Genomic DNA, 26,683 nt, shown 5'->3' with positions numbered 1-26,683 from the left:
CGAGCACCACAGGGATCGGACAAGACTCACGAGCGCTCGTTCGCCGTGCCACCATGAGTCGGTGGTGACCCGGGCCGGCCTCAACCCCGACGTCGTGCTCGACGCGGCCCTGACGCTGTTCGCGCGCCGCGGCTACCACGGCACGGCGCTCAGCGAGATCGCCGAGACGCTGCAGGTGCGGACGCCCAGCCTCTACAACCACATGGGCTCGAAGCACGACCTGCTGCTGCGGATCGTCGACCGCACGACGGCGGGCGTGCTCGACGACTTCCACCGCGTGCTCGACCCGGACGATCCGCCCGCCGAGCAGCTGCGCCGCGCCACCCGCGTCTACGCCCACCGCCACGCCACGCACCGCCGCGAGGCCCTCGTCGTCAACCGCGACACCAGCAGCCTCTCCGAGCCCGCCTTCGGCGAGATGCAGGCCCGCCGGCGCGAGCACGAGCACGCCCTGCGCGCGGTGATCGCCCGGGGCGTCGAGGCGGGCGACTTCCACGTCGAGTCGCCCGCGCTCGCCTCGTTCGCGATCCGCGAGCTGTGCGTGAGCATCGCGCGCTGGTTCTCCGACGACGGCGCGCTGACCGCCGAGCAGGTCGCGGACCAGTACAGCGGTTTCGCGCTCAGGATCGTGGGCGCGTCCTAGCCCGGCCGTTCCTCCGGAGGAGCTCCCAGGCCCCGGTGCACCACAGCGCCCAGGCGACGAGCACCGGCTGGAACAGCAGGCGCACGCCGCGCGCCGCGTCGGTGTCGAGGCCGAAGGCGGACCGGCCCTCGACGAACTGGGCGACGTTGCCCGGGAAGATCGCCACGAGGAAGGCCGCGACGACGAGCCCGACGAGCGCGCGGTGGCGCACGAGCGCGACGAGGGCGAGCCCGAGGACGATCTCGACGACCCCGGAGACGACGACCACCGCGTCGGCGTCGGCGGGGAACCAGGACGGCACCTGCGCGCGGAACGCCTCGCGCGCCACGGTGAGGTGCGCGGTCCCGGCGCCGAGCAGGAAGAGCCCGAGCAGGATGCGGGCGGCGCCCCGGATCACTCGACCTCCCCGCGGATCAGGGTGAACAGCGCGCGCGTGAGCACCTGGTGGCTCTCGTCGTCGAGCCGGGCGCGCAGGCGGTCGTCCACCTCGGTGATGATCGCCATGGCGGCGCGTTGCAGGCGTGTGCCCTCGGGCGTGACGTGCAGCTCGGCGGTGCGGCCGCGGCCCGGGTCGGTGTCGCGGGCGACCGCGCCGCGCGCCTCGAGGGCAACCAGCGTGGCCTGCATGCTCTGCGGTGTCACTCCCGCCCGGCGGGCGAGTTCGCTGTAGGACAGGCCGGGGTCCGGCGCGAGGTGGCCGAGCGCGGAGAGGTGGCGCAGGGCGATCCCCTGGTCCTTCAGGGCGCCCTCGACCTCCTCGCGGATCCGCCGCCCCAGGGCCATGAGCAGGAACGCGGCGCTCGCGGGCGGCGGCGTCTCGCTCACGGGCACACCTCCGGGACGAGTGGGGTTACAGTCACACTGTAAGCAGTTACAGTCCGACTGAAACCAAGGAGGCGGCATGCGCGTGCAGATCGTGCTGTTCGACGGGTTCGACCCCCTCGACGTCCTCGGGCCGTTCGAGGTCTTCCACGCGGGCGGCGGCTTCTCGGGCGGGGCGGTGACCGTCGAGCTCGTCAGCGCCGAGGGGCCCCGCGAGGTGCCGAGCGGGCTCCCCGCGGTCTCCCTCACGGCGACCGCGACGCTCGACCCCGCGGTCGCCGACCTCGTCGTCGTGCCCGGTGCCGCGGGCTCGCTGTCGCTGGACCCGGCGGTCGAGGGGAGCGTCGCGGCGCTCCTGGGACGCGCCGGCTCGGGTCCGCTGACGCCCGCGCTGCGCGACGCCGTCGGGCGCGCGGGCACGGTGGTCGCGACGGTGTGCGGCGGGTCGCTGCTCGTCGCCCACGCGGGCCTCGCCGACCGCCGGCCGCTGGTGACCCACGAGCGCGGCGCCGACCTCGCCGGCACCGCCGCCCTGCCCGTCGACGCCCGCGTCGTCGACGACGGCGACCTCGTCAGCGCCGGCAACATCACCTCCGGCGTCGACATGGCGCTCTACCTGCTCGAGCGCGAGATCGGCCCGCAGGTCGCCCACGCCGTCGAGGGCCTCATGTGCCACGAGCGGCGGGGCACGGTGTGGCGGGCCACCGGGGCCGCGGTGGCGGTGGCGTGAACGCCGTCCTGCTCTCCGTCCACGTCCTCGCGGCGATCATCGCGATCGGCCCGGTGTGCGTCGCGGCCAGCATGTTCCCGCCGGAGGCGCGCCGGGCCCTGGGCGACGAACCGGGCGCGGTGTCCCGCCTGCCGGTGCTCGCGCGGATCTGCCGGACCTACGCGCTCGTCGGCATCGCGGTCCCGGTGTTCGGGCTGGCGACGGCGTCGTCGATGGGCGTGCTGGGCGAGCCGTGGGTGCTCGTGTCGATCGTCCTCACCCTCGCGGCGGCCGGGGTTCTCGCGGGCGTGGTCCTGCCGCGCCAGAAGGTGCTGCTCGAGGGGGCCGGCCCCCGCGAGGTGCTCGTCGCCGCGACCGGCCGGCTCGCCGCCGCCACCGGCGTGTTCAACCTGCTGTGGGCCGTGGTGACGGTGCTGATGATCGTGCGCCCGGGCTCCTCGACGGGGGTGTGAGCGCGGTGCCGCTGCGGATCGCCGCCACCGTCGAGCTGGTCAGCCTCGTCGTCCTGCTCGCGAACCTCGCGACCGTCCACGTCGCCGAGGTGGCGTCCCTCGTCGGCCCGGTCCACGGGTGCGCCTACCTCGCGGCCATCGCACTGACCGTCGCGCGCGCCGGGTGGCGGTCCCGGGCGGCGGCGCTGTCCGTGGTTCCCGCGGTCGGGGGATGGGCGGCGGCCGCGGCGCTGGAGAGGTCGGCGACAGTGCCCGACTGACACGGAGCTCACGGCGACACGTATCGCCCGACCGGGCGGGTCGTTATCTCTCCGTGACCAGACGAGAGCACACGGCGTCCGGCGGCCTCGCGCGGTACGTCGTCACCGCCGTGGGCATCTTCCTGTTCGCGCTGCTGCTCGTGACCGGCGCGGAGCTGGTCATCGGGCACCCGCTCTCCGGCGGGAGCGCCGGCGGGACGTCCATGGGCGCCCTGTTCGTGACGCCCGACGACTGATCCGCCCGAGTGCTCCTCCCGGGCGATGTGGTCGCCCCGTCGGAGCACCCGCAGCGATCACCGCGCCCCGCCGGAGATCAGCAGACCGACAAGCACTGTCGATCATGCCTCTGAGGTGCCGAACGACCTGCTGATCTCCGGATCGACGATCAGGGCTCCGGCGAGAACACCGCCCACACGTGTCCCGGCTCCTCGACCGGGCGCAGGTCCAGCCCGTACCCGTGCCGGCGTGCGATCGCGGCCGCCTGCTCGCCGTTGACACTCCGGATCGTGAGGCCGACCTTGCGGTCACGCAGGATCAGCGCCGCGAGCTGCTGATCGAGCCGGCCCATCTCGAAGCCGGCCGTCCACTGGTCGGTGCCCTCGAGCATCGCGCGCCCTCCTCCTGTCTCCGCCGACGAGACAAGTGTTGACCCTGCTCGGCTTCCGTGTCTACAGTCATCGCCATCAGATATATCAGTTGGCTACGATGAGGAACGCGGATGTCGCTCACAGTCGCTCCCGAGGGTCGCACCGTCCCGGTGCTCGACCGTTCGCTCGCCGAGGCCGACCCCGAGGTGGCCGCCGCGGTCGACCGTGAGCGGCGCCGCCAGCACGGCACGCTCGAGATGATCGCGAGCGAGAACTTCGCGCCGCTCGCGGTGATGGAGGCGCAGGGGTCGGTCCTCACCAACAAGTACGCCGAGGGCTACCCGGGCCGGCGCTACTACGGCGGCTGCGAGCACGTCGACGTCGTCGAGCAGCTCGCGATCGACCGGCTCAAGGCCCTCTTCGGCGCCGAGTTCGCCAACGTGCAGCCCCACTCCGGCGCGCAGGCGAACGCCGCGGTCATGGCCGCGCTCCTCGAGCCGGGCGACACGATCCTCGGCCTGGCGCTGGCGCACGGCGGCCACCTCACCCACGGCATGCACCTGAACTTCTCGGGGCGCCTCTACGACGTCGCGGCCTACCACGTCCGCGCCGACGACCACCGCGTCGACATGGCCGAGGTCGAGACGCTGGCCCACGAGCGGCGTCCGAAGCTGATCATCGCCGGCTGGTCGGCCTACCCGCGCCAGCAGGACTTCGCGGAGTTCCGCCGGATCGCCGACGCGGTCGGCGCCTGGTTCATGGTCGACATGGCGCACTTCGCGGGGCTCGTCGCCGCGGGCCTGCACCCCTCGCCGGTGCCGCACGCGCACGTCGTCACCTCGACCACGCACAAGACGCTCGGCGGCCCGCGCGGGGGAGTGATCCTCTCCGCGGACACGGCCCTCGCGAAGAAGCTCAACTCGAGCGTCTTCCCCGGTCAGCAGGGCGGCCCGCTCGAGCACGTCGTCGCCGCCAAGGCCGTCGCGTTCAAGCTCGCCGGGGAGCCCGAGTTCCGCGACCGGCAGGTCCGCACGCTCGCCGGCGCGCGCATCCTGGCGGACCGGCTCCTCGCCGAGACCGGCGTCGGCGTCGTCTCCGGCGGCACCGACGTCCACCTGGTCCTCGTCGACCTGCGCGACTCCGAGCTCGACGGCAAGCAGGCCGAGGACCGGCTGCACCGCGTCGGGATCACCGTCAACCGCAACGCGGTCCCGTTCGACCCCCGCCCGCCGATGGTCAGCTCCGGCGTCCGCATCGGCACCGCCGCGCTCGCCGCGCGCGGCTTCGACGCCGACGACTTCCGGGTCGTCGCCGACGTCATCGCCCGGGCCCTGCGTCCGCAGGTCACCGACACCGAGCTGGACGCGCTCGCGCAGCGCGTCGCCGCCCTCGCCGACCGCCACCCTCTCTACCGGGAGCTGCAGGGATGACGACCGCAACGAACCCGCCGGGCGCCCACCTGCCCGAGCACCCCGACCACCTCTGGGACGACGCCGAGCCGAAGAAGGCCTACGACGTCGTCATCGTCGGCGGCGGGGGCCACGGCCTCGCGACCGCGCACTACCTCGCGAAGAACCACGGCATCACCAACGTCGCGGTGCTCGAGAAGGGCTGGCTCGCGGGCGGCAACATGGCCCGCAACACCACCCTGATCCGTTCGAACTACCTCTGGGACGAGTCGGCGGGCATCTACGAGTACGCCCTCAAGCTCTGGGAGGGGCTCGAGGACGACCTCGGCTATCCGATCCTGTTCAGCCAGCGCGGCGTGCTCAACCTCGCGCACACCGAGCAGGACGTCCGCGACTCCGTGCGCCGCGTCGAGGCGAACCGGCTCAACGGGATCGACGCCGAGTGGCTCGGGCCCGACGAGGTGGCCAAGGTCTGCCCGATCGTCAACGTCTCGGCCGACATCCGCTACCCGGTCCAGGGGGCGACGTTCCAGCCGCGCGCGGGCATCGCCAAGCACGACTACGTCGCCTGGGGCTTCGCCCGCCGCGCGAGCGAGGCCGGCATCGACATCATCCAGAACTGCGAGGTCACGGGCTTCGTCAGCGACGGCGACCGCGTGACGGGCGTGCGCACGACCCGCGGCGCCATCGCCGCCGGCACCGTCGCCCTCTGCGCGGCCGGGCACACCTCGGTGCTGCTCGACATGCTGGGCGTCCCCGCGCCGCTGCAGTCGCACCCGCTGCAGGCCCTGGTCTCCGAGCTCCTCGAGCCGGTGCACCCGACGATCGTCATGTCGAACGCGGTGCACGTGTACGTCTCGCAGGCCCACAAGGGCGAGCTGGTGATGGGCGCCGGCGTCGACAGCTACAACGGCTACGGCCAGCGCGGCGCCTTCCACATCATCGAGCGCCAGATGGCGGCGGCCGTCGAGCTGTTCCCGGTCTTCGCCCGCGCGCACCTGCTGCGCAGCTGGGCCGGCGTCGTCGACGTCACCCCGGACGCGAGCCCGATCGTCGGGGCCACGCCCTACGAGAACGTCTTCCTCAACTGCGGCTGGGGGACCGGCGGCTTCAAGGCGACCCCCGGCCTGGGCTGGGCGTTCGCCGACACCGTCGCCCACGGCCGCCCCCACCCCCTCGTCGCGCCGTTCGGCCTCGACCGCTTCGTCACCGGAGCCCTCGTCGACGAGCACGGCGCCGCCGCGGTCGCGCATTAAGGAGCCCGGATGCAACTCATCGCCTGCCCCTGGTGCGGCCCCCGCGAGGAGACGGAGTTCTCCTACGGCGGCCAGGCCCACGTGCCCTACCCCGAGCACCCCGCCTCGCTGACCGACGAGCAGTGGGCGCACTTCGTGTTCTTCCGCGCCAACCCGAAGGGCCCGTTCGCCGAGCGCTGGGTCCACTCCTCGGGCTGCCGCCGCTGGTTCACCGCCGTCCGCGACACCCGCACGCACCGGTTCCTGGAGGAGGTGCCCCGATGAGCAGGATCGCCGGGTACGGCCGCGTCGACCGCAGCCGCACCGTCACCATCACCGTCGACGGCACGCCCTACACCGGGCACCCCGGCGACACCGTCGCCTCGGTGCTGCTCGCCCACGGCGCGCGCCCGCAGACCGCCAGCGTCAAGTACGGGCGCCCGCGCGGGATCGGCTCGGCGTGGACCGAGGACCCGACCGGCCTGGTCCAGGTCGAGGAGCCGTTCCCCGAGCCGATGCTGCTCGCCGCGACCGTCGAGGCCACCGACGGGCTCGTGGTGCGCGGGGTCAACGGGCAGGGCCGCCTCGCCGAGGTGCCCGACACCGCCCGCTACGACCGCAAGCACACCCACTGCGACGTGCTGGTCGTCGGCGCCGGCCCCGCCGGCCTCGTCGCCGCCCGCACCGCCGCCCGCGCGGGGCGCAGCGTCGTGCTCGTCGACGACCGCCCGGAGGCCGGCGGGACGCTGACGGGCACCGAGACGATCGACGGCGAGCCCGCCCTCGACTTCGTCGCCGGGGTCGTCGCCGAGCTGGCGGCGCTGCCCGCGGTGACCCACCTGCAGCGCACCACCGCGTTCGGGCACTACGACGACGGCTTCGTGCTCGCCCTCGAGCGCCGGGGCGACGCGGCGCGCACGCGCCAGCGCGTGCACCGCATCCGCGCGGGGCGTGTGGTGGTCGCGGCCGGCGCGATCGAGCGCCCGATCGTCTTCGAGGACAACGACCGCCCCGGGATCATGCTCGCCTCGGCGGCGCGGGACCTCCTGCACCGCCACGGCGTGCTCGCCGGGCGCGAGGTCGTCGTCTTCACCAGCGACGACGCCGCCTACGCGGCCGCGGTCGACCTGGCCGACGCCGGCGCGGCCGTGCGCGTCCTCGACGCCCGCGAGCGCGCGCCGCAGGCGTGGCGACGGCGCTGCGGCGAGCGCGGGATCCCCGTCGAGACGGGCACGCTCGTGCACGGCACCCGCGGCGAGGCGCACCTGACCGCCGCGGTCGTCGGACCCGACCGCCGCGAGGTGCCCTGCGACCTGCTGCTGGTCAGCGGCGGCTGGAACCCCACCGCGCACCTGGTCAGCCACGTCGGCGGGACCCTCACCTACGACGCCGCGATCGGCGCCTTCCGCCCGGCCTCGCCGCAGCCGGAGGGTGTCGAGGCCGTCGGCGCCGCCAACGGCACCTTCGGCCTCGCCGACATCCTGCGCGAGGCCGGGGGCACCGACGCCCCGACCGCCCCCGCGCCGGAGTGGCCGGAGCCGACGCTCGTGCTCTGGCACACGCCGGGCGAGGCCGGCCGGCAGTTCGTCGACGTCGCCCGCGACGCCACCGTCGCCGACGTCGCCCGCGCGGTGGGCGCCGGCATGACCCACCCCGAGCACGTCAAGCGCTACACGACCATCGGCACCGCGCACGACCAGGGCAAGACCTCCGGGATCCTCGCCCTCGGCATCCTCGCCGAGCTCACGGGCCGCCCGATCCAGGAGGTCGGCACCACCACGTTCCGCCCGCCGTACACGCCGGTCGCGTTCGCGGCGCTGGCCGGGCGCGAGCGCGGCGACCTGTTCGACCCCGTGCGCACCACGCCGCTGCACGCCTGGCACGTCGAGGCCGGCGCCGAGTTCGAGGACGTCGGGCAGTGGAAGCGCGCGCGACACTACCCGCACGCCGGCGAGGACATGACCGCCGCCGTGCTGCGCGAGTGCGCCGCGGTGCGCACGTCGGTCGGGATCATGGACGCCTCGACGCTCGGCAAGATCGACGTCCGCGGCCCCGACGCCCCGGTCCTGCTCGACCGGCTCTACACGAACATGATGTCGAGCCTGAAGGTCGGGCGGGTCCGCTACGGCGTGATGTGCGGCAACGACGGCATGGTCTTCGACGACGGCACCGTGCTGCGCCTCGCCGAGGACCGCTACCTCGTCACGACCACCACCGGCAACGCCGCCCACGTCCTCGACTGGATGGAGGAGTGGGTCCAGACCGAGTGGACCGACCTGCGGGTGCGGCTGACCTCGGTCACCGAGCAGTGGTCGATCGCCGCCGTCGCGGGCCCGCGCTCGCGCGACGTGATCGGCGCGGTCTTCGGTGATGTCGACGTCTCGAACGACGCCTTCGGCTTCATGACCTGGCAGGACACCACGCTCGACGGCGTGCCGGTGCGGCTCGCGCGCATCTCGTTCTCGGGCGAGCTCGCCTACGAGGTGACGGTCAGTTCCTGGTACTTCCCCGCGGTGTGGGCGCGGCTGGTCGAGGCCGGGGCGCCCTGCGGCATCACGCCCTACGGCACCGAGACCATGCACGTCCTGCGGGCCGAGAAGGGCTACCCGATCATCGGCCAGGACACCGACGGCACCGTCTCGCCGCACGACCTCGGCATGAGCTGGGCGGTGTCGAAGAAGAAGGACGACTTCGTCGGCAGGCGGTCGTACGCCCGCCCGGAGAACCGCAACCCGCTGCGCAAGCAGCTGGTCTCGCTGCTGCCGACCGACGCCGCGACCAGGCTGCCCGAGGGCGCCCAGATCGTGCGCTTCTGCGACGACGGCACCCTGCCCCCGGCGCCCGTGCCGATGCTCGGGCACGTCACCTCGAGCTACCACAGCGCCGAGCTCGCCAGGCCCTTCGCGCTCGCCCTGGTGAAGGGCGGCCGGGAGCGTCTCGGCGAGGTCGTCCACGTGCCCGTCGGCGACGACCTCGTGGCCGCGCGCATCGGCGAGTCCGTGCTCGTCGACCCGGAAGGAGCCCGCCGAGATGGCTGACCGCACCCTCACCGCCTCCCACCCGCTGGAGAGCCGGCGCGCCGCGCTGGCCTCGGTCGACTCGCCGGCCCTGCGCCTCGAGCTCGAGGCCCCCGTCGCGACCGTCGATTTGCGCGTCGACCCCGCCCACGGGGGACCGGCCGCCGTCGGCGCGGCCGTCGGCGGGCCGCTGCCCGAGCGTCCCGACACCTGGACCGCGCTCCCCACGGGGCTCGCCCTGCGCCTCGGGCCCGACGAGTGGCTGCTCACCAGCACCACCGCCGAACCCGAGGACTGGGAGTTCCACGTCGACGAGACCGCCGCCGCCCACGGCGGCATGGCCGTCGACGTGTCCGCGCAGCGCACCGCCGTGCGCGTGCGCGGCACCGCCGCGCGGGAGCTGCTCTCGTTCGGCTGCTCGCTCGACCTGCGCCCCTCCGCGTTCCCGCGCGGCCGCTGCGCCCAGACCCTCCTCGGCCAGGCCGGCGTCCTGCTCGTCGCGCTCGAGGCCGACGACCTGCTCCTGATCGTCCGCGCCTCCTTCGCCGGCTACGTCGCCGACTGGCTCGTCGACGCCGCCCAGGAGTTCCAACCAGCGGTCGTCCCGTAACCCGTCCCGTCACCCGTCTCGTCCGTCACTCCTGGAGACGCCATGAGCACCACCCCCCGCGTCGTCGTCATCGGAGCCGGGATCGTCGGCGCCAACCTGGCCGACGAGCTCACCGGCCGCGGCTGGACCGACGTCACCGTCCTCGACCAGGGACCGCTGCCGCTGGCCGGCGGGTCGACCTCGCACGCGCCCGGTCTGGTGTTCCAGACCAACGCGTCGAAGACGATGAGCGAGTTCGCCTCCTACACGGTGGAGAAGTTCCTGGGCCTGGAGGTCGACGGCGCCTGGTGCTTCAACCAGGTCGGCGGCCTCGAGGTCGCCACGACCCCGGAGCGGCTCGCCGACCTGCACCGCAAGCAGGGCTGGGCGACCGCGCGGGGCATCCCGGCACAGGTCGTCGACGTCGACGAGTGCGCGCGGCTGCACCCGCTGATGGACCCCACGCGCATCCTCGGCGGCCTGCACACCCCCACCGACGGGCTCGCGAAGGCCGCCCGCGCCGTCGCGGCGCTGATCCGGCGGGCGGAGTCGCGGGGCGCGGTGTTCCGCGCCTCGACCCGCGTCACCGGCGTGGCGTGCCACGGCGGGCGCGTCACCGGCGTCGAGACCGACCAGGGCCTGGTGCCCGCCGACATCGTCGTGTCGTGCGCCGGGTTCTGGGGGCAGGCGATCGGCGACATGGTGGGGATGCGGGTGCCGCTGCTGCCGCTGGCGCACCAGTACGTCTTCACCGGCCAGGTGCCCGACCTCGTCGGCCGCAACGACGAGGCGGTCGAGGCCCGGCTGCCGATCCTGCGCCACCAGGACCAGGACCTGTACTACCGCGAGCACAACGACCGCATCGGCATCGGCTCCTACGCCCACCGCCCCATGCCGGTGTCGCTGGGCGAGCTGCCCGAGGTCGACGACGTCAGCGAGGCCCGCCAGCCCTCGATGCTGCCGTTCACCGAGGAGGACTTCGCCCCGCAGTGGGAGCAGAGCCGCCTGCTGCTGCCGTCGCTGAACGACACCAAGGTCGACACCGGCTTCAACGGCATCTTCTCGTTCACGCCCGACGGCGGGCCGCTGATCGGGGAGTCGCCGGACGTCGCGGGCTTCTGGATCGCCGAGGCCGTGTGGGTCACCCACTCCGCCGGCGTCGCGCGCAGCGTCGCGCAGCTGCTGATCGACGGCCGCAGCGAGATCGAGCTGCACGGCTGCTCGGTGCACCGCTTCGAGGAGTTCCAGCTCGCCGACGACTACGTCGCCGAGACCTCGCAGCAGAACTTCGTCGAGATCTACGACGTCGTGCACCCGCTGCAGCCGCGCCTGTCGCCCCGCGAGGTGCGCACGAGCCCGTTCCACGCGCGGCAGACCGACCTCGGCGCGGTGTTCCTCGAGGCCCGCGGGTGGGAGCGCCCGCAGTGGTACGAGGCCAACGCGCCGCTGGTCGCGGAGCTGCCGACCGAGTGGCTGCCGCCGACCCGTGACTCGTGGTCGGCGCGGTTCCACTCGCCGATCGCGGCGGTGGAGGCGTGGAAGACCCGCACCGCGGTCGCGATGTACGACATGACCTCGCTGACCCGGATCGAGGTCTCCGGCGCGGGGGCCGTGGCGATGCTCGACCGCCTGGTGACCGGGAAGATGGACAAGTCCGTCGGCTCGGTGACCTACACGCTGGCGCTCGACGAGGCCGGCGGCATCCGCAGCGACCTCACCGTCGCCCGCCTGGGCCCGGAGCTCTTCCAGGTCGGCGCCAACGGGCCGCTCGACCTGGAGATGCTGCGCCGCGAGGCCGCTCTCGTCGACGACGTCACGGTGCGCGACATCTCCGGCGGCACCTGCTGCGTCGGGGTCTGGGGGCCGCTCGCCCGCGACCTCGTGCAGCCCCTGACCTCGGCGGACCTGTCCCACGAGGGCCTGAAGTTCTTCCGCTGCGTGCAGACCGAGGTCGGCGTCATCCCGGTGACCGCGATGCGCCTGTCGTACGTCGGCGAGCTCGGCTGGGAGATCTACACGACCGCCGAGTACGGGCAGCGGCTCTGGGACGTGCTGTGGCGCGCCGGGCAGCCCCTGGGCGTCGTCGCCGCGGGGCGCGCCGCGTTCAACAGCCTGCGGCTGGAGAAGGGCTACCGCAGCTGGGGCGCCGACATGACCACCGAGCACTCGCCGTACGAGGCGGGTCTGGGGTTCGCGGTGCGGCCGACGACCAAGGGCGACTTCGTCGGACGAGACGCCGTCACCGCGCCGGGGGCGCAGGAGGTGTCGCGCTCGCTGACCTGCCTGACGGTCGACGACGGGCGCAGCGTGGTGCTCGGCCACGAGCCGGTGCTCGTCGACGGGGTGCCCTCGGGCTACGTGACGTCGGCGGCGTACGGACACACCATCGGCCGGCCCATCGCCTACGCCTGGCTGCCCGCGGGGCTCGAGCCGGGGACCCCGGTGGAGGTGCAGTACTTCGGGCACCCCGTGCGCGCGACGGTCGCGAGCGAGCCGCTCGTCGATCCCGAGATGACGCGGATCCGGCGCTGAAGACATCGGCGCGCGGAGAGGAGATGGCGGACGACCCCGTAGGAGGCGTTGTGCGCAGCGAAACGGTCGACCAGGTCCTGGAGTCGGTGGCGTCGTCGGGATCCGGTCCCGGCAGCGCCGCCGCTCTGCACACCGCGCTGGGGTCCGCGTTCGTCGCCCGGGCCGTGGGCCCGAACGGCGGGCGCACCGCGGAGATCGCCGACGACCTGCGAGGCGCCGCGTTGCGCCTCGCCGCCGAGGGCTCGGGCGCCGACCCGGTGGCCGGCGCCCGGGCCGCGGTGCGCGTCCTCGAGGTCGCCGAGCGCGCCCTTGGCCTCGCGGAGACCCTGCGCCCGGGCGACCGGGGCGTGGGGGCGGCCGACGTCGCCGCGGCCGCCGAGGCACTGCGCGCGGCGGTGGGGACGGCGCGCGTCGAGGTCGAGGTCCACCTCGCGGGCATCGCCGACCCCGCCGTGCGCGAGGAGCTCCTCCTCGCGGTCGATCCGGTCGACGACGTCGTCCTGCGCGCCGCGAAGGTCACCGCCGTCGTCCGCGAGCAGCTGCTGCGCTGACCGGGATACGTGCGTGATCTTCTGAGCGTCAGATGACCGCGCGGATGGCCTTCTCGAAGCCGAGCACGTGCTGGCGGGCCTTGCGGGCGGCGACGTCGGCCTCGCCGTCGGCGATGGTGCGCAGCAGGCCGGCGTGCTCCTCGACGTGCGACACGAAGTCGTGCATGCGGTCGAGGAACAGGCAGAAGATCCGGGTCGCCAGGTTGTCGTAGCGCACCAGGGTGTCCTCGAGGTGCGGGTTGCCGGCCGCGTGGTAGATCGCGCGGTGCACCCGCATGTCCCAGCGCATCAGCTCGTCGCGCGACAGCTCGGGCACGTCGAGCCGCTCGGTGGCGTCGGCGAGCTCGGCGAGGTCCTCGCGCACCGCGGCCGAGGCTCCCTCGGCGGCGCGGCGCGCGGCGAGGGGCTCGAGCTGCACGCGGATGTCGGAGATGTAGGCGAGGTCGGTGATGTCCACGGCCGTCGCGAACGTGCCGCGGCGGGCGTAGGAGACGACCAGCCGGTCGACCTCGAGCCGCTTGAGCGCCTCGCGGACCGGCGTCCGTCCCACCCCCAGCGACTCCACCAGCGCGACCTCGTCGATCGGCGCCATCGGCGGGATCTCCAGCATGATCAGCTTGTCCTGGATCGCCTGGTAGGCGCGCTCGGACAGCGACAGCGGGGGGCTCGACTCCTGCTCGTCCGGGAGAACCGTCACGGGGCGGACCTTACATCAGACGGATCAATACTTCTCCTGTGCGGCGGATATTGATATACTAGTCCAACATCAAACGCCCGACACGGCCTCCTGGGGGTGTCCCATGGCCATCTCGGTGTTCGACCTGTTCAAGGTCGGGATCGGGCCGTCCAGCTCGCACACGGTGGGCCCGATGCGCGCCGCGTTCCTCTTCGTCTCGCGCCTCCACGACACCGACCGCCTGCACGACGTCGCGTCCGTCCGCTGTGAGCTGTTCGGCTCGCTGGGGGCGACGGGCCACGGCCACGGCAGCGTCCCGGCGGTCGTCCTCGGCCTGTGCGGCGAGCAGCCCCACCTGGTCGACCCGGTGGAGGCGGGGCCGCTCGTCGCGGCGGCGCGCGCCGAGGGCCGGATCGCCCTGTCCCGCAAGCAGACGATCGACTTCTCCGTCGACGACGACGTCGTGCTCCACCGGACCAGGCGCCTGCCCTTCCACAGCAACGGCATGGTGTTCACCGCCCGCGACGCCGACGGCGACGTGGTCGAGCGCCGCGAGTACTACTCGGTGGGCGGCGGGTTCGTGCTCGACGAGGACGAGACCGGCGAGCCCGTGCTCCGCGAGGACGCGACGCCGGAGCGCCACCCCTTCGAGTCCGGCGACCAGCTCGTCGCGATCGCGCGCACCCACGGCCTGCGCATCAGCGACGTCGTGCTCGCCAACGAACGGGCCTGGCGCCCCGAGGCGGAGACGCGCGCCGGGCTGCTGCACCTCTGGTCGGTGATGCGCGAGTGCGTCGCGCGGGGCTGCGCCACCGAGGGCGTGCTGCCCGGCGGTCTGCGGGTCCGCCGTCGCGCCCCGGACCTGCGGCGACGTCTCGACGCCGAGGGCGCCGGCTGCACCGACATGGACCGCGTCACGCTCGACGCGCTCGCCGTCAACGAGGAGAACGCCGCGGGCGGGCGGGTCGTCACCGCCCCCACCAACGGCGCGGCCGGGATCGTGCCGGCCGTCCTGCACCACGCGGCCCGGTCGCTGCCGGCGTTCGACGACGACGCCGTCGTGCGCTTCCTGCTGACCGCCGGTGCCGTCGGCCTGCTGTTCAAGCGCAACGCCTCGATCTCGGGCGCCGAGGTCGGGTGCCAGGGCGAGGTCGGCTCGGCGTGCTCGATGGCCGCCGCCGGCTTCGCGGAGCTGCTCGGGGGCTCGCCCGAGCAGGTCGAGAACGCCGCCGAGATCGGCATCGAGCACAACCTCGGCCTGACCTGCGACCCCGTCGGCGGGCTCGTGCAGATCCCCTGCATCGAGCGCAACGCCGTCGCGTCGGTCAAGGCGATCACCGCCGCCCGGATGGCGGTGCGCGGGGACGGCATCCACCACGTCTCGCTCGACAAGGCGATCAAGACGATGCGTGAGACGGGTGCGGACATGAAGGTCAAGTACAAGGAGACGGCCCGCGGCGGGCTCGCTCTCAACATCGTCGAGTGCTGACGGGATCCCTGGTGACCGAGTCGTTCGTCCTGACCCTGAGCTGCCCGAACCGCAGCGGCATCGTCCGCGCCGTCAGCAGCCACCTCGCCGCGTACGGCGCCGACATCGTCGAGCACCAGCAGTTCGACGACCCCGTGAGCGGGCGCCTGTTCCTGCGCACGCGCGTCACCGCGCCGGCGGGCACCGACCTCGACGCGGTCTCCGCGGACTTCGCGCCCGTCGCCGAGGCGTTCGCCATGGACCACGCGTTCCACCGCCTGCACGAGCCCCGCGTGCTCGTCATGGTGTCGACGTCGGGGCACTGCCTCAACGACCTGGTCTTCCGCTGGCGCTCGGGCAGCCTCGGCGCGGAGCTCGTCGGCATCGTGTCCAACCACGAGACCCTGCGCCCCATGGCCGAGTTGGCGGGGCTGCCGTTCTTCCACGTACCGGTGACGCCGGCGACGAAGCCCGAGGCCGAGGCGGAGATGCTGCGCCTGGTCGGCGAGCTGGACGCGGAGCTCGTGGTGCTCGCCCGCTACATGCAGGTGCTCTCGGACCGCACGTGCGCGACCCTGCGCGGCCGGGCGATCAACATCCACCACTCGTTCCTGCCCGGCTTCGCGGGCGCCAAGCCCTACCACCAGGCCTACGACCGCGGCGTGAAGTTCGTCGGCGCCACCGCGCACTACGTCACCGCGGACCTCGACGAGGGACCGATCATCGAGCAGGAGGTCGTGCGCATCGACCACTCCTACGACCCGCGCGCCCTGCAGACCGTAGGCCGCGACGCCGAGGCGCTGGCCCTCTCGCGGGCGGTGCGCTGGCACTGCGAGCGCCGCGTCCTCGTCGACGGGCACCGCACGGTGGTGTTCCGCTAGGGCGCGCCGGTTCTGACCGAAGGGCCCCTTCGCTCGGATAGATGGGCGAGGGGAGCCCTCCGCCGGAACGTGGGCGGGACCGGGCGTGGGCGAGGGGCACGCTGGGCAGTTCCGGAGGGCTGTTGATCCTGCGCGAGGTGCCGCTCGCCTCGCCCGTCGACGCCCACCGCGCGGGGGATCACTCGCCGCGGTAGCCGAGCTTCGCCGAGAGCTCCGCCGCGCCGTCGCGCAGGTCGCCGACGATGGCACGGGCGCGCCGGCGGGGGAGCCGGTAGGCGGGCCCGGTGGCGGACAGGGCCGAGCCCACGGTGCCGTCGGCGGAGAACACCGGGACGGCGACGGCGTGCATGCCGACCTCGAGCTCTTCGAACGACCGGGCGTGGCCCTCGTCGAGCACGCGCGCGAGCTCGGTGCGCAGCGCGGCGGTCTCGACGATGGTGTCGTCGGTGTAGCGGGTGAGGCGGCGCCGCAGCACCGGGCGCCGGTCGCACTCGGGCATCCACGCGAGCAGGACCTTGCCCGCCCCGGTGGCGTGCAGGGGGCTGCGGCGGCCCACCCAGTTCTGCGAGGTGATCGCCGCCGTGCCGTACTCCTGGGCGACCGTGATGCCGGCCTCCCCGTCGGTGACGGCGATGTTCACGGTCTCGCCGAGGCTCTCGGCCAGCTGCTGGCAGACGGGTTGCCCGAGGCGCGCGACGTCGAGGCGGGCCGTCGTGGCGGCCGCGAGCCGGACGACGCCGAAGCTCAGGGCGTACTTGCCGCGCTCGCCGAGCTGTTCGAGCAGGTGGCGCTGCTGGAGCGCCGCCACGAGCCGGGACGCGGTGGACTTGTGCACGTCGAGCTCCTCGGCGATCTCGGTGATCCCGAGCTCGCCGCGGGCCGCGACGATTTCGAGGATCGAGATCGCGCGGTCGACGGACTGGACCGCGGAACTCTTCTCCGCGGAATCCTTCGTGCCGTCCCTGGCTCCCGACATGGGCTCACGCTACCTGACAGTAAGGGGGCTCCCGTGCCCCCGTCGTCAGACGTCGGGAGCACGTTCTCCCGGTGTGCGGAGAATGGTTCGAACGCTCAGTCCGCGGTGTCCTTCCGGATGGCCGCCGCGAGCTCGGCGAGCAGCCCGGGAAGGCGGGCGGCGCAGGTCGGGCACACGCAGTCGCTGCCGTGCACCGACAGTTCGTCGGCCACGAGGAAGGCGTCGCGGTAACGCGTGGGAGCGATTCCGTCGGACGGGTCGCGGTTCTCGGGGGTGATGGACACGGTCGCTCTCCTGGCTTTCTGGACGTGATTCTCGGAAATGCTCAGCCGACGCGCTGCGCGACCCAGTCGTGGAACTCGCCGATGTGGTGCTCGCTCGGGACGAGGACGCCGCCGCGGGCGTAGGAGCGCGAGTCCATGGAGACCTGGCAGCGCTCGCAGGCGTCGAAGTCCTGCTGGTTGACGCGGTGGAAGAGCTCGACGGACCGGTCGATGTCGGCGCCGGAGTCGACGACCTCGGGCAGGTAGAGCCAGTCGCAGCGCACGAGGGTGCGCTCCGCGGTGAGCGGGAACATGCGGTGGAACACCACGTGGTCGGGCACGAGGTTGATGAACACCTGCGGGCGCACGGTGATGGCGTAGTAGCGCCGGTCCTGGTCCTCGCCGACGCCGGGGATGCGCTCGAGGCCCGCGGATCCGTCGACGGTGAACCCGGCGACGTCCTCGCCGAACTCGGCGCCGTGCCCGACGAAGTACTGCGCGGCGAGGCCGTTCGCGAACTCCGGCAGCACCTCGGTGAGCTCGGGGTGGATCGTCCCGCAGTGGTAGCACTCCATGAAGTTCTCGACGATCTGCTTCCAGTTCGCCTTCACGTCGTACTCGATGCGCCGGCCCAGTTTCAGGTCGGCGACCTGGTAGCCGACGATCGCGTCGGGCGCCCCGAGCCGGGCCGTGACGTCGGCGATCACCGTGTCCTCGAACGACGGCGGCTCCTCGGCCAGGCACAGCCACACGTACCCGAGCCATTCGCGGACGTGCACGCGGTGCAGGCCGTACTCGACGCGGTCGATGTCGGGCATCTCGCCGATGTTCGGCGCGGAGATCAGCTTGCCGTCGAGGCCGTAGGTCCACGCGTGGTACGGGCACTGGAAGGAGCGCCGGACGCTGCCCTTCTCCTCGGTGCAGATCCGGGCGCCGCGGTGGCGGCAGACGTTGAGGTGGGCGTTGACGCCGCCGTCGCGGCCGCGGGCGACGATCACGCTCTCGCGCCCGATCTGCACCGTCTCGAAGTCGCCGGCCCTGGTCAGGTCGGCGGCCAGGACCGCGCAGAACCAGCCGGTCTCGAAGATGAGGGCCTGCTCGGCCGCGAAGATCGTGGGGTCGGTGTAGTACCGGCCCGGCAGGGTGCCGCGCAGGCTCGCCGGCAGGGCCGGCGCCGCGATCTCCGGTGCGATCTCTCCGGTGGTCATGGAATCCGTGCTCCTCGAGGTGCGCCAGCGGGGGGAAGGGCGTCGTCCGACCGGCGGAACGGTCGCGACCCGATGCGGGAGCGAACCGACGGCCTGACGCCGACTCGCCGATGAGTTGCGCTATGAGGAACACGATCCGTCATGCGCAACACCACGGTCGATGACCGCCAGGTCGCCTGTCAAGAGAGCGCGCGGGCGAGTTCGCGCGCGGGTGTGTCACAGCTCCACCTCGAACCCCTCTTGACAAGCGGGTTCGGGTCTCCCACGGTTCGAAGTTGCGTACGACGCATCGCGTCTCCCATTGCGCAACGCAGCACTCCAGATCGTGGGGTGTCCGCCGCCGGTCCCTCTCCCCTGTCGAGGCCCTCGAGGAGCCCGCCATGCACACCATCACGATCGTCGGCGGATCGGTCGCCGGCATCCGCTCGGCCGAGGCCCTGCGCGCGGCCGGGTACGACGGCCGCCTGGTCCTGGTCGGCGACGACGTCCACCGGCCCTACGACCGACCCCCGCTGTCGAAGGCGTTCCTCGACGGCGGCGTCGACGTCGACGGGATCGGCCTGCTCGACGCCGAGGAGGAGGCGGAGCTCGCCCTCGACCTGCGGCTCGGGGCCACCGCGGCCCGCCTCGACCCCGCCGGCGGCCGGGTCGTGCTCGCCGACGGCACCGACGTGGCCACCGACGGCGTCGTGCTCGCCACCGGCGGGAGCGCGCGCCGGCTGCCCGGCACCGAGGGCGTCGAGGGCGTGCACACGCTCCGGACGCTCGACGACGCCCTGGCGCTGCGGCGCGCGCTGCGCGACGGCTCGCCGCGCGTCGCGATCGTCGGCGGCGGCTTCATCGGCGCCGAGGTCGCGTCGACGTGCCGCGCGATGGGCCTCGAGGTGACCGTCCTCGACGGCCTGCCGCTGCCGCTCGCGCCGGTCCTCGGGCCGCGGATCGCCCGCAGCTGCGTCGACCTGCACGCCGAGCACGGCACCGACCTGCGCCCGGGCGCCGCCGTGGCCGGCCTCGCGACGGTGCCCGCCGGCCCGGACGCCCGCCGCGTCGTCGGCGTCGAGCTCGGCGACGGCACCACCGTCAAGGCGGACGTCGTGGTCGTCGGCATCGGCATCACGCCGAACACCGGGTGGCTCGACGGCTCCGGCCTGCGGGTCGAGAACGGCGTGTGCACCGACGCCGGCATGGTCACCGACCTCCCGAACGTGGTCGCGGTCGGGGACGTGGCGCGCCACGACGGTCGTCGTCAAGAGCACTGGACCAGCGCCGGGGAACAGGCCGCGGTCGCGGCCGCCAACCTGCTCGCCGGCCGCGCACAGGCCACCTTCCGCCCCAGCGGTTACGTGTGGTCCGAGCAGTACGGGCGCATGCTCCAGCTCGCCGGCCACCCCTCCGCGCACGACCACGTGGACGTCGTCGACGGCGACCCCGCGGACGGGCGCTTCGTCGCGCGCTACGTCGACGACCGGGGCGTCACGACCGGCGTCTTCGCGATGGCGAACCCGCGCCAGTTCGGGCGCGTGCGCCGCAGCGAGCTGGGCCGGCCGCAGGCCGCCTGAGGGCCCTCCGGGCCATGTGCGTGTCCTGGGTCGCCCGGGCGACCCAGGACACGCACACGGCGTCAGTCCTCAGTCCCGCGGCGGCTCGAGGGGGACCCCGTCCTCCGAGAGGGCCGGGGGCGGCAGCTCGGCGCTGGACGCCAGGGGCGCGGCGCCGGGCAGGGGGCGCCCGGCGGACTCGGTCAGGAAGACGACGCTGACCACGCCGATGACGCCCGCGGCGACGAGGTAGTAGCCGGGCCAGTCGAGGTTCCCCGTCGCGGTCGTCGCCGCGGCGATGACGGTCGGCGCCGTGCCCGCGAACAGCGACACCGCCACGTTGAAGGTCAGCGCGAGGCCCCCGTAGCGCACCAGCGTCGGGAACAGTGCGGGCAGCGTGGACGGCGCGACCGCCGCGAAGCAGACCAGGCACGCCCCGATGAGGGCGAGCCCGCCGAGCTGGCCGAGCAGGCCCTGGCGCAGCAGCCACACCGCGGGCAGGCCGCCGACGACGAGGGCGAGGCTGCCCGCCAGCAGCACGGGACGGCGCCCGACGCGGTCGGAGAGCCGTCCCAGCGACGTGATGACCGACAGCATCGCGACCATCACGACCACCTGCAGCGCCGTCGAGGTCGCCTTCTCGGTGCCCGTCTCGCCGTGCTCGCCCAGCGTGCTCGTGAGGTAGATCGGGATGTAGTTGGTGAGCACGTAGTTGGTGATGTTCCAGGCGACGACGAGACCACCCGCGACCACGAGCGCGCGCCGGTAGCGGACCCACAGGATCTGCAGCGCGCGGCGCAGCGGCATCGTCGCGAGGGCGGGGGAGCGCTCCATGAGCTGTCGGAACGCCGGCGTGTCCTCGAGCCGCAGTCGCAGGTAGATGCCGACGACGCCGAGCGGCAGGGCGAGCAGGAACGGTAGCCGCCAGCCCCAGGTCAGCAGGTCCTCGTCGGGCAGCAGGGCGATCAGCGCGGCGCTGATGCCCGCGCCGAGCGTGTAGCCGGTGATCGTCCCGAACTCGAGCCAGCTGCCGAAGAAGCCGCGGCGCCGGTCCGGTGCGTATTCGGCGATCATGGTCAGCGCGCCGGTGTACTCGCCGCCGGCCGAGAAGCCCTGCAGCATGCGCATGACGAGCACGAGGACCGGGGCGGCCGCGCCGATCGCCCCGTGACTGGGCACGAGGCCGAGCAGCAGCGTGGCCACCGCCATGAGCACGACGGTCACCGAGAGCACCCGGGTGCGCCCGATGCGGTCGCCCAGGGGGCCGAAGAAGAGCCCGCCGAGGGGGCGCACGAGGAAGGCCGCGGCGAAGGCACCGAGGGTGTACACGGCGGCCCACGGACCCGCGTCGGGGAAGAACACCCGGGACAGCACCGCGCCGGCCAGGTAGGAGTAGAGCCCGAAGTCGTACCACTCGGCGACGTTGCCGACCGCCGCCGCGGCGGTGGCCCGGCGCACGGTGTGCTCGCCCTCGATCGCCCGGGGCACGCCGCCGCGCCGCCGCGGCTGCGCGTGCTCGCCCATGTCACCACTCCTCGGGCCGACGACGGTGGACGGGCCCGACCCGCCGCGGAGTGTGACACCCCGACCACGGTGTCAGCCCGGCGTCGCTGACATATGAGATGCGTATCAGTCAGCGGGTATTGCCGCAACGTTAAACCTGTCAGACGTCGGCCACTGCCCTTGACGTCGCGATTCCCAAGCCTCAGGCTCTGTGTTGCGGATGACAGGACTCGATGCGCACAGCGCAACAGGAGCCGAAATGATCTACGTGGGCGAGCTGTCCGACATCCCTGTCGGGGAGTCGGTCCGGGTGCAGGGCTCGGTGGCCATCGCGGTCTTCAACGCGGACGGCGAGCTCTATGCGATCGACGACACCTGCACGCACCAGGACGCGTCGCTGTCCGACGGGTGGCTCGAGGGGTGCGCGGTCGAGTGCCCGCTGCACGCGGCGTGCTTCGACCTGCGCACCGGGCAGCCGAGCGGCCCGCCGGCGAAGAAGCCGGTGCGGACCCACAGCGTCTCCGTCGAGGGCGGGTCGGTCTACGTCGAGGAGACCGTGCGCGTCGAGGCGCGGGAGCTCGCCCGGGCGGAGTAGGCCTCAGCCCCGGGTGCCCTTCGGCATCGCCAGCGGCGGCGCCGCGGGCGCGGTGCTGTCCTCCCCGTGCTCGAACAGCGAGGCGGCGGGCCCGACGACGTTCGGGTCGGGCGTGCCGACGACCTCGCGGTCCTTCTCGGGGTAGTCGAACCGCGAGAGCACCGAGCGCATCGCCTCGAGCCGGGCGCGCTTCTTGTCGTTGCTCTTCACGACGGTCCACGGCGCGTCGGCGGTGTCGGTGTAGAAGAACATCGCCTCCTTGGCGGCGGTGTACTCGTCCCACCGGCCGAGCGAGGCGATGTCGGTCGGGCTGAGCTTCCAGCGCCGCACGGGGTCGACCTGGCGGATGAGGAAGCGGGTGCGCTGCTCGTTGCGCGACACCGAGAACCAGAACTTGACCAGGTGGATGCCGCTGCGCACGAGCATCCGCTCGAGGTCGGGCGCGGCACGCATGAACTCCATGTACTCGCGGGCCTCGGTGTAGCCCATGACCCGCTCGACGCCGGCGCGGTTGTACCAGCTGCGGTCGAACAGGACGATCTCGCCGGCCGCGGGCAGGTGCTCGACGTAGCGTTGGAAGTACCACTGCGTCCGCTCGCGCTCGCTGGGCTTCTCCAGCGCCACGACCCGGGCGTCCCGCGGGTTGAGGTGCTCCATGAAGCGCTTGATCGTGCCGCCCTTGCCCGCGGCGTCGCGGCCCTCGAACAGCACGACGATCTTGCTGCCCGAGTCCCGCACCCAGTTCTGCAGCTTCAGCAGCTCGATCTGCAGGAGGCGCTTGTCCTCCTCGTACTCCTCGCGCGGCATCCGCTCGGCGTACGGGTAGCCCTCGCGCCATGTGTCGACGGGCAGCCCGTCCGCGCCGACGAGCAACGGGTCGTCGTCACCGTGGTCCTGGACGGACGCCCCGTCGATGTCGAGCTGGTCGGGGGCCTGGGCGTCGTCGGTCATCGGCGCATCGTCGCCGCGCCAGGTGGCGGGCGGGTGAACAGCAGTCCTTGTGCCGCTGTGCCGCTGCCCACCCCGGGGGTCGCAGTGAACGTGGCGTTCGCTGAGCTCCTCTGCGTGCGAGGTCCGCGGTCACGGGCTGAGGCGGCCTGCGAGAGCAGTGCTCTTGTCTTGCGTGGCGACGTGGTGCACGATGTGAGCACTGCTCTCGTTTCTTCTCGGAGGCCGCCATGACCGTCACCCCGACCGCCGCTCCCGCCCCGACCGGCGCCACCCGCACCCCGCGCCCGGTGCTCGTCGCCGCCTGGGTCGTGCCCGTGATGATCGTCGGCGGGTTCGCGATGCTCGCGATCGTGCCCGTCACCGTCGTCGTGGTCGGCGTCCTGCGCGACGTGCGCCTGCGCGCCCTGCGCTGGTGGGCGGCCGCGCTCGCCGTCGCCTACGCCACCCCGCTCGCGCTCTGGGCGATCGGTCCCGACCGCGCGCCGAGCCTGACCAAGGACATGCACCCGGCGTTCGCGGTGCTCATCGTGGCGGTGTCCGTGGGCCTGCTCGCGGTCCTGCACCTGCGCGGGTGGTGGGGCCGCCGCGGGTGATCAGGGGCGTCGAGGTGCACCTGCGGAACGCTGCGAGGTGCATGAGGACACCCGTGATCTCTCCCGGGCGGCGCGGACCTCCTCCGGGTCGCCGTCAGGCCCCCACCGGGTTCGGCGCCGCGGCGACCGGCGCGCGCTGCTTGGTGCGCGGGCCGAACAGGGCCACGGCGATCGCGCCGACGACCCAGGTGGCGGCGATGAAGACGAAGACCGCCTGGTAGCCGTTGCCGGTGTAGAGCGCGGCGATGATCAGCGGCCCGGCGGCGTTCGACAGCCGCCCGACGCCGTAGGAGATTCCGGTGCCGAGCGAGCGTGTCCGCGTGTCGAACAGCTCGGGGGAGTAGGCGTAGGCCAGCGCCGTGTAGCCGCGCTCGACGAGGTTCACGAGGAACCCGAAGACGACGATGAGCACCGGGTCGAAGGTCAGCCCGTAGAGCAGGCCGCAGAGGCCGATCACCGCGCCGAAGACGGCCAGGCACCACTTGCGCTCGAACCGGTCGGTGACGGCGGCGGCGAGCAGGCAGCCGAGCGGCGCGCCGATGGTGGTGAGGGCGACGTAGAAGATCGAGTTCTCGACGCTGAAGCCCTGCTTGGCGAGCAGGGTGGGCGCCCAGCTCGAGTAGCCGAAGAAGCCGATGGTCTGCGTGACCCACAGGACGCAGAGCAGCAGCGTCGGCAGCAGCACCCGGCGCCGCAGCAGCACGCGCCACCACGGGTCGCCGTCCGCCGTCGCGGGCTCCGGGGTGCGCGCCGCCGGCTCCGGCAGCGGACCCTTCTCGGCGGCCACCGACTCCTCGATCTCGCTCAGCACCGCGTCGGCACGCTCGTGCTCGCCGCGGTTCTCGAGCCAGCGCGGCGACTCCTTCAGCCGCCCCAGGAAGAAGAGGAAGAACAGGCCGAGCGCGCCCCACAGGTAGACCAGCCGCCACGACCAGTCCGAGAGCGGCACGACGAAGCTGGCGATGAGGCTGGTCGCGGGCGTGCCGCAGATGCCGATCGCGATCGCGTACGCCTGGTACTTCCCCCGGCGCGCGGCCGGGAAGAGCTCGCTGACGTAGATGACCGCGACGACCGTCATCGCCGAGAGCCCGGCGGAGGTGAGGAAGCGGAAGACGCCGAGCGACACCACGTCCCACGAGAACACCGACACCAGCGAGAAGACGCCGAAGAAGACCACGGTGGCGGTGAGCGCGGGCTTGCGGCCCACGCGGTCCGCGAGCGCGCCGGCGCCGATCGACCCGAGGAACATGCCGACGAAGGACGTCGAGGTCACGTAGGCGACCTGGTCGACCGTGACGCCCCAGAGCTTGAGCAGCCGCGGCGCGGTGACGGCGAAGGTGTTGATGTCGGCGAACTCGAAGAAGTACGCGAACGACACCGCGACCAGCGTGACGACGTGGAACCGGCCGATCGGGAGGCGGTCGAGGCGTTGCTGGGCGTTCGGGGTCGTGGCTGCGGTCATCCCGCCGCCTCCGTTTCCTCGGGCCAGTACAGGCGCGTCGGGTTGTCGACCAGCAGGCGCTGCCGGGCCCCGGGCGTGGGCGCGAGGTGCCGGACGTGGTCGACGAGCAGCCCGTCGTCGGGCATGTGGTCGGTGAGGTTGGGGTGCGGCCAGTCGGTGCCCCAGAGCACGCGGTCGCCGGCCTCGGCGACCACCCGGCGGGCGAACGGCACCACGTCGGCGTAGGCGTGCCGCTCGCCGCGGACGGCGGGCGGGCCGGTGACGCTCAGGCGCTCCGGGCAGCTGACCTTGACCCAGACGTCGTGGCGCTCGACGAAGCGCAGGAAGCGGGCGAAGCCGGGACCGTCGGGATCGGCGGTGACGTCCGGGCGGCCCATGTGGTCGACGACGACCGGCACCGGCAGGCGCCCGAGGAAGTCCTCGAGATCGGGCAGGTCGGCCGCCTCGAAGTAGACGACGACGTGCCAGCCCAGCGGCGCGATCCGCTCCGCGACCGCGGTGAGCTCCTCGGTCGGGGCCGCGTCGACCAGGCGTCTCACGAAGTTGAAGCGCACCCCGCGCACGCCGGCCCGGTGGAGGGCGGCGAGCTCGGCGTCGGTGACGTCGCCGCGCACGGCGGCCACGCCGCGCGCCCGCCCCTCGGCGGCCTCGAGGGCGTCGACGAGCGCGCGGTTGTCGGTGCCGTGGCACGTCGCCTGGACGATCACCTGACGCGCGATCCCGAGGTGGTCGCGCAGCGCGAAGAGCTGGTCGCGGCCGGCGTCGGTGGGCGTGTACTTGCGCTCCGGGGCGAAGGGGAACACGTCGGCGGGCCCGAAGACGTGGCAGTGGGCGTCGACGGTGCCCGGCGGCAGCGCCACCGTCGGCGACGAGGGCGCCGGGTCCCAGGTGAGCCACCCGGCGGTGGGTGCGGATGCCACGGCCGTCCTCCCGTCGTCGGTGCCGGTCGTCGGGGTGTGAGCTTCCACGGTCGCCAGGATCGGCGCAAGGATTGTCAACAATTTCGTCCGCGTTCTCGGTGCTAAGGTCGGCGTCGTGAGTCCCGCGGTGGAGTCCGGCGACGTGGTCGACAACGTCCGTCGCGCGATCTTCGAGGGCGACTTCGTGCCCGGTCAGCGGCTCATCGAGGTCGACCTGTCGTCGCAGTTCCACGCCAGCCGGGCCACGGTCCGCAGTGCCCTGGTGCAGCTCGCGGGCGAGGGGCTCGTCGAGCGGATCCAGAACCGCGGGGCACGGGTGCGGGCCGTGTCGCTGGACGAGGCGATCGAGATCTCCGAGGTGCGCATGGTCGTCGAGGGCCTGTGCGCGGCGAAGGCGGCCGAGCGGGCGAGCGACCAGGACCTCGCGACCCTGCGCGGGATCGGCGACGACATGCGCGCCGCCGTGGACGGCGGCGACGTCCTCGCCTACTCCGAGCTCAACCGCCGGCTGCACACGACCGTGCGGGCCGTCGCCGACCAGGGCGTCGCGGACGCGGTGCTCGACCGTCTGCGCGGGCAGAACGTGCGCCACCAGTACCGGCTGGCCCTGCTGCCCGGGCGCGCGTCGGTGTCGCTGCCGCAGCACCTGGAGATCGTCGAGGCGATCTGCGCGCGCGACGCGAGCCGGGCCGAGGCCGCCATGCGGGCGCACCTCGCGAGCGTGATCGAGACCCTGCCGCAGGTCGGGAGCCCCGCCGCCACCTGACCGTCGCGCAGATTGTTGACAATCTTGGCGACACCTCCGATGCTCGGAAGGGACCG

29 protein-coding genes are annotated in these 26,683 nt (G+C 73.3%); 18 read left to right on the top strand and 11 right to left on the bottom strand.

Annotated elements, in window-relative coordinates; all coding sequences use genetic code 11:
• Positions 1-61: 61 nt before the first annotated feature.
• Entirely contained in the window at positions 62-643 is a 582-nt protein-coding gene (locus tag WCD58_RS05900; protein ID WP_337700452.1) for a TetR/AcrR family transcriptional regulator, read from the top strand.
• On the opposite strand, the gene WCD58_RS05895 is transcribed toward WCD58_RS05900, so the two are convergent.
• Together WCD58_RS05895 and WCD58_RS05890 are read right to left on the bottom strand one after the other, a co-directional pair.
• Positions 621-1,040 (bottom strand): DoxX family protein, encoded by a 420-nt coding sequence (locus WCD58_RS05895; protein WP_337700450.1) that lies wholly within the window; start codon positions 1,038-1,040, stop codon positions 621-623. The genes WCD58_RS05900 and WCD58_RS05895 overlap by 23 nt on opposite strands.
• On the bottom strand, positions 1,037-1,468 hold the full coding sequence (locus tag WCD58_RS05890; RefSeq protein WP_337700448.1) for a MarR family winged helix-turn-helix transcriptional regulator: 432 nt from the start codon (positions 1,466-1,468) through the stop codon (positions 1,037-1,039). The genes WCD58_RS05895 and WCD58_RS05890 overlap by 4 nt, the downstream gene beginning before the upstream one ends.
• A gap of 76 nt (positions 1,469-1,544) precedes the next feature.
• Here WCD58_RS05890 and WCD58_RS05885 point away from each other — a divergent pair, with 76 nt between their 5' ends.
• From WCD58_RS05885 to WCD58_RS05870, 4 genes are read left to right on the top strand one after another with little or no spacing between them, the layout of a single operon-like run.
• Positions 1,545-2,195: a DJ-1/PfpI family protein gene (locus WCD58_RS05885; protein WP_337700446.1), complete on the top strand. Its 651-nt coding sequence runs from the start codon at positions 1,545-1,547 to the stop codon at positions 2,193-2,195.
• Positions 2,192-2,647 carry a hypothetical protein gene (locus WCD58_RS05880; protein ID WP_337700444.1) on the top strand — a complete coding sequence of 152 codons (456 nt, stop codon included), beginning with the start codon at positions 2,192-2,194 and terminating at the stop codon, positions 2,645-2,647. Before WCD58_RS05885 ends, WCD58_RS05880 begins: the two co-directional genes overlap by 4 nt.
• The gene (locus WCD58_RS05875) at positions 2,644-2,907 is read left to right on the top strand and encodes a DUF3817 domain-containing protein (protein ID WP_337700442.1); all 264 of its coding nucleotides are present in this window, start codon (positions 2,644-2,646) and stop codon (positions 2,905-2,907) included. Before WCD58_RS05880 ends, WCD58_RS05875 begins: the two co-directional genes overlap by 4 nt.
• Before the next feature lie 53 nt (positions 2,908-2,960).
• Positions 2,961-3,143 (top strand): hypothetical protein, encoded by a 183-nt coding sequence (locus WCD58_RS05870; protein ID WP_337700439.1) that lies wholly within the window; start codon positions 2,961-2,963, stop codon positions 3,141-3,143.
• A 149-nt stretch (positions 3,144-3,292) separates the two neighbouring features.
• On the opposite strand, the gene WCD58_RS05865 is transcribed toward WCD58_RS05870, so the two are convergent.
• Positions 3,293-3,514, bottom strand: coding sequence for a hypothetical protein (locus WCD58_RS05865; protein ID WP_337700437.1), 222 nt, complete (start codon positions 3,512-3,514; stop codon positions 3,293-3,295).
• Positions 3,515-3,625: 111 nt separating this feature from the next.
• On the opposite strand from WCD58_RS05865, the gene glyA reads away from it, so the two are divergent.
• The 7 genes from glyA to WCD58_RS05830 are packed head-to-tail and all read left to right on the top strand — an operon-like array spanning position 3,626 to position 12,827.
• On the top strand, positions 3,626-4,924 hold the full coding sequence (gene glyA / locus WCD58_RS05860; RefSeq protein ID WP_337700435.1) for a serine hydroxymethyltransferase: 1,299 nt from the start codon (positions 3,626-3,628) through the stop codon (positions 4,922-4,924).
• Complete coding sequence (locus tag WCD58_RS05855; protein WP_337700433.1) at positions 4,921-6,159, top strand: sarcosine oxidase subunit beta family protein; 1,239 nt, start codon at positions 4,921-4,923, stop codon at positions 6,157-6,159. Before glyA ends, WCD58_RS05855 begins: the two co-directional genes overlap by 4 nt.
• A 9-nt stretch (positions 6,160-6,168) precedes the next feature.
• Complete coding sequence (locus tag WCD58_RS05850) at positions 6,169-6,423, top strand: sarcosine oxidase subunit delta (RefSeq protein WP_337700430.1); 255 nt, start codon at positions 6,169-6,171, stop codon at positions 6,421-6,423.
• Positions 6,420-9,176: a 2Fe-2S iron-sulfur cluster-binding protein gene (locus WCD58_RS05845; protein ID WP_337700429.1), complete on the top strand. Its 2,757-nt coding sequence runs from the start codon at positions 6,420-6,422 to the stop codon at positions 9,174-9,176. Before WCD58_RS05850 ends, WCD58_RS05845 begins: the two co-directional genes overlap by 4 nt.
• Positions 9,169-9,765, top strand: coding sequence for a sarcosine oxidase subunit gamma (locus tag WCD58_RS05840; protein WP_337700427.1), 597 nt, complete (start codon positions 9,169-9,171; stop codon positions 9,763-9,765). The genes WCD58_RS05845 and WCD58_RS05840 overlap by 8 nt, the downstream gene beginning before the upstream one ends.
• Before the next feature lie 42 nt (positions 9,766-9,807).
• The gene (locus WCD58_RS05835) at positions 9,808-12,276 is read left to right on the top strand and encodes a GcvT family protein (protein WP_337700425.1); all 2,469 of its coding nucleotides are present in this window, start codon (positions 9,808-9,810) and stop codon (positions 12,274-12,276) included.
• 50 nt (positions 12,277-12,326) lie between these two features.
• Entirely contained in the window at positions 12,327-12,827 is a 501-nt protein-coding gene (locus WCD58_RS05830) for a hypothetical protein (RefSeq protein WP_337700423.1), read from the top strand.
• A 28-nt stretch (positions 12,828-12,855) separates the two neighbouring features.
• Here WCD58_RS05830 and WCD58_RS05825 read toward each other — a convergent pair whose 3' ends face one another.
• Complete coding sequence (locus tag WCD58_RS05825; protein ID WP_337700421.1) at positions 12,856-13,524, bottom strand: GntR family transcriptional regulator; 669 nt, start codon at positions 13,522-13,524, stop codon at positions 12,856-12,858.
• A 103-nt stretch (positions 13,525-13,627) separates the two neighbouring features.
• On the opposite strand from WCD58_RS05825, the gene WCD58_RS05820 reads away from it, so the two are divergent.
• Positions 13,628-14,992, top strand: coding sequence for an L-serine ammonia-lyase (locus WCD58_RS05820; protein ID WP_337700419.1), 1,365 nt, complete (start codon positions 13,628-13,630; stop codon positions 14,990-14,992).
• Between the two features lie 11 nt (positions 14,993-15,003).
• The gene (gene purU / locus WCD58_RS05815; RefSeq protein WP_337700417.1) at positions 15,004-15,852 is read left to right on the top strand and encodes a formyltetrahydrofolate deformylase; all 849 of its coding nucleotides are present in this window, start codon (positions 15,004-15,006) and stop codon (positions 15,850-15,852) included.
• Between the two features lie 178 nt (positions 15,853-16,030).
• On the opposite strand, the gene WCD58_RS05810 is transcribed toward purU, so the two are convergent.
• From WCD58_RS05810 to WCD58_RS05800, 3 genes are all read right to left on the bottom strand, one after another.
• On the bottom strand, positions 16,031-16,828 hold the full coding sequence (locus tag WCD58_RS05810) for an IclR family transcriptional regulator (RefSeq protein WP_337700415.1): 798 nt from the start codon (positions 16,826-16,828) through the stop codon (positions 16,031-16,033).
• Between the two features lie 95 nt (positions 16,829-16,923).
• Entirely contained in the window at positions 16,924-17,112 is a 189-nt protein-coding gene (locus WCD58_RS05805; RefSeq protein WP_337700413.1) for a hypothetical protein, read from the bottom strand.
• Between the two features lie 41 nt (positions 17,113-17,153).
• Positions 17,154-18,299 carry an aromatic ring-hydroxylating oxygenase subunit alpha gene (locus WCD58_RS05800; RefSeq protein ID WP_337700411.1) on the bottom strand — a complete coding sequence of 382 codons (1,146 nt, stop codon included), beginning with the start codon at positions 18,297-18,299 and terminating at the stop codon, positions 17,154-17,156.
• 380 nt (positions 18,300-18,679) lie between these two features.
• Between WCD58_RS05800 and WCD58_RS05795 the strand changes: the two genes are divergently transcribed.
• Positions 18,680-19,858: an NAD(P)/FAD-dependent oxidoreductase gene (locus tag WCD58_RS05795; protein WP_337700409.1), complete on the top strand. Its 1,179-nt coding sequence runs from the start codon at positions 18,680-18,682 to the stop codon at positions 19,856-19,858.
• Between the two features lie 69 nt (positions 19,859-19,927).
• Here the strand turns inward: WCD58_RS05795 and WCD58_RS05790 are convergent, their stop codons facing one another.
• Entirely contained in the window at positions 19,928-21,361 is a 1,434-nt protein-coding gene (locus tag WCD58_RS05790) for an MFS transporter (protein ID WP_337700408.1), read from the bottom strand.
• Between the two features lie 238 nt (positions 21,362-21,599).
• On the opposite strand from WCD58_RS05790, the gene WCD58_RS05785 reads away from it, so the two are divergent.
• Positions 21,600-21,935: a bifunctional 3-phenylpropionate/cinnamic acid dioxygenase ferredoxin subunit gene (locus tag WCD58_RS05785; protein WP_337700406.1), complete on the top strand. Its 336-nt coding sequence runs from the start codon at positions 21,600-21,602 to the stop codon at positions 21,933-21,935.
• 3 nt (positions 21,936-21,938) lie between these two features.
• On the opposite strand, the gene ppk2 is transcribed toward WCD58_RS05785, so the two are convergent.
• A complete protein-coding gene (ppk2, locus tag WCD58_RS05780) occupies positions 21,939-22,886 on the bottom strand; it encodes a polyphosphate kinase 2 (RefSeq protein ID WP_337700404.1) in 948 nt (315 codons plus the stop codon).
• A 227-nt stretch (positions 22,887-23,113) separates the two neighbouring features.
• Between ppk2 and WCD58_RS05775 the strand changes: the two genes are divergently transcribed.
• Positions 23,114-23,479, top strand: coding sequence for a hypothetical protein (locus WCD58_RS05775; RefSeq protein WP_337700402.1), 366 nt, complete (start codon positions 23,114-23,116; stop codon positions 23,477-23,479).
• A 94-nt stretch (positions 23,480-23,573) separates the two neighbouring features.
• Here WCD58_RS05775 and WCD58_RS05770 read toward each other — a convergent pair whose 3' ends face one another.
• Together WCD58_RS05770 and WCD58_RS05765 are read right to left on the bottom strand one after the other, a co-directional pair.
• Complete coding sequence (locus WCD58_RS05770; protein WP_337700400.1) at positions 23,574-24,941, bottom strand: MFS transporter; 1,368 nt, start codon at positions 24,939-24,941, stop codon at positions 23,574-23,576.
• On the bottom strand, positions 24,938-25,861 hold the full coding sequence (locus WCD58_RS05765; protein ID WP_337700397.1) for an amidohydrolase family protein: 924 nt from the start codon (positions 25,859-25,861) through the stop codon (positions 24,938-24,940). Before WCD58_RS05765 ends, WCD58_RS05770 begins: the two co-directional genes overlap by 4 nt.
• 115 nt (positions 25,862-25,976) lie before the next feature.
• Between WCD58_RS05765 and WCD58_RS05760 the strand changes: the two genes are divergently transcribed.
• Positions 25,977-26,627: a GntR family transcriptional regulator gene (locus tag WCD58_RS05760; protein WP_337700395.1), complete on the top strand. Its 651-nt coding sequence runs from the start codon at positions 25,977-25,979 to the stop codon at positions 26,625-26,627.
• The last annotated feature ends 56 nt before the right edge of the window (positions 26,628-26,683 follow it).

This window comes from Actinomycetospora flava, from assembly GCF_037400335.1.
In the GTDB taxonomy this organism is placed as follows: Bacteria; Actinomycetota; Actinomycetes; order Mycobacteriales; family Pseudonocardiaceae; genus Actinomycetospora; species Actinomycetospora flava.
The sequence above is the reverse complement of the archived record's forward strand: the minus strand, read 5'-3'. Positions and strand labels throughout refer to the sequence as shown.

Coding starts and splice junctions, on each gene's coding strand:
- WCD58_RS05795 (WP_337700409.1), top strand. CDS start 18,680: ATGCACACCATCACGATCGTCGGCGGATCGGTCGCCGGCATCCGCTCG.
- WCD58_RS05775 (WP_337700402.1), top strand. CDS start 23,114: ATGACCGTCACCCCGACCGCCGCTCCCGCCCCGACCGGCGCCACCCGC.
- WCD58_RS05885 (WP_337700446.1), top strand. CDS start 1,545: ATGCGCGTGCAGATCGTGCTGTTCGACGGGTTCGACCCCCTCGACGTC.
- WCD58_RS05865 (WP_337700437.1), bottom strand. CDS start 3,514: ATGCTCGAGGGCACCGACCAGTGGACGGCCGGCTTCGAGATGGGCCGG.
- WCD58_RS05850 (WP_337700430.1), top strand. CDS start 6,169: ATGCAACTCATCGCCTGCCCCTGGTGCGGCCCCCGCGAGGAGACGGAG.
- glyA (WP_337700435.1), top strand. CDS start 3,626: ATGTCGCTCACAGTCGCTCCCGAGGGTCGCACCGTCCCGGTGCTCGAC.
- WCD58_RS05810 (WP_337700415.1), bottom strand. CDS start 16,828: ATGTCGGGAGCCAGGGACGGCACGAAGGATTCCGCGGAGAAGAGTTCC.
- WCD58_RS05840 (WP_337700427.1), top strand. CDS start 9,169: ATGGCTGACCGCACCCTCACCGCCTCCCACCCGCTGGAGAGCCGGCGC.
- ppk2 (WP_337700404.1), bottom strand. CDS start 22,886: ATGACCGACGACGCCCAGGCCCCCGACCAGCTCGACATCGACGGGGCG.
- WCD58_RS05820 (WP_337700419.1), top strand. CDS start 13,628: ATGGCCATCTCGGTGTTCGACCTGTTCAAGGTCGGGATCGGGCCGTCC.
- WCD58_RS05855 (WP_337700433.1), top strand. CDS start 4,921: ATGACGACCGCAACGAACCCGCCGGGCGCCCACCTGCCCGAGCACCCC.
- WCD58_RS05790 (WP_337700408.1), bottom strand. CDS start 21,361: ATGGGCGAGCACGCGCAGCCGCGGCGGCGCGGCGGCGTGCCCCGGGCG.
- WCD58_RS05845 (WP_337700429.1), top strand. CDS start 6,420: ATGAGCAGGATCGCCGGGTACGGCCGCGTCGACCGCAGCCGCACCGTC.
- WCD58_RS05770 (WP_337700400.1), bottom strand. CDS start 24,941: ATGACCGCAGCCACGACCCCGAACGCCCAGCAACGCCTCGACCGCCTC.
- WCD58_RS05835 (WP_337700425.1), top strand. CDS start 9,808: ATGAGCACCACCCCCCGCGTCGTCGTCATCGGAGCCGGGATCGTCGGC.
- WCD58_RS05785 (WP_337700406.1), top strand. CDS start 21,600: ATGATCTACGTGGGCGAGCTGTCCGACATCCCTGTCGGGGAGTCGGTC.
- WCD58_RS05800 (WP_337700411.1), bottom strand. CDS start 18,299: ATGACCACCGGAGAGATCGCACCGGAGATCGCGGCGCCGGCCCTGCCG.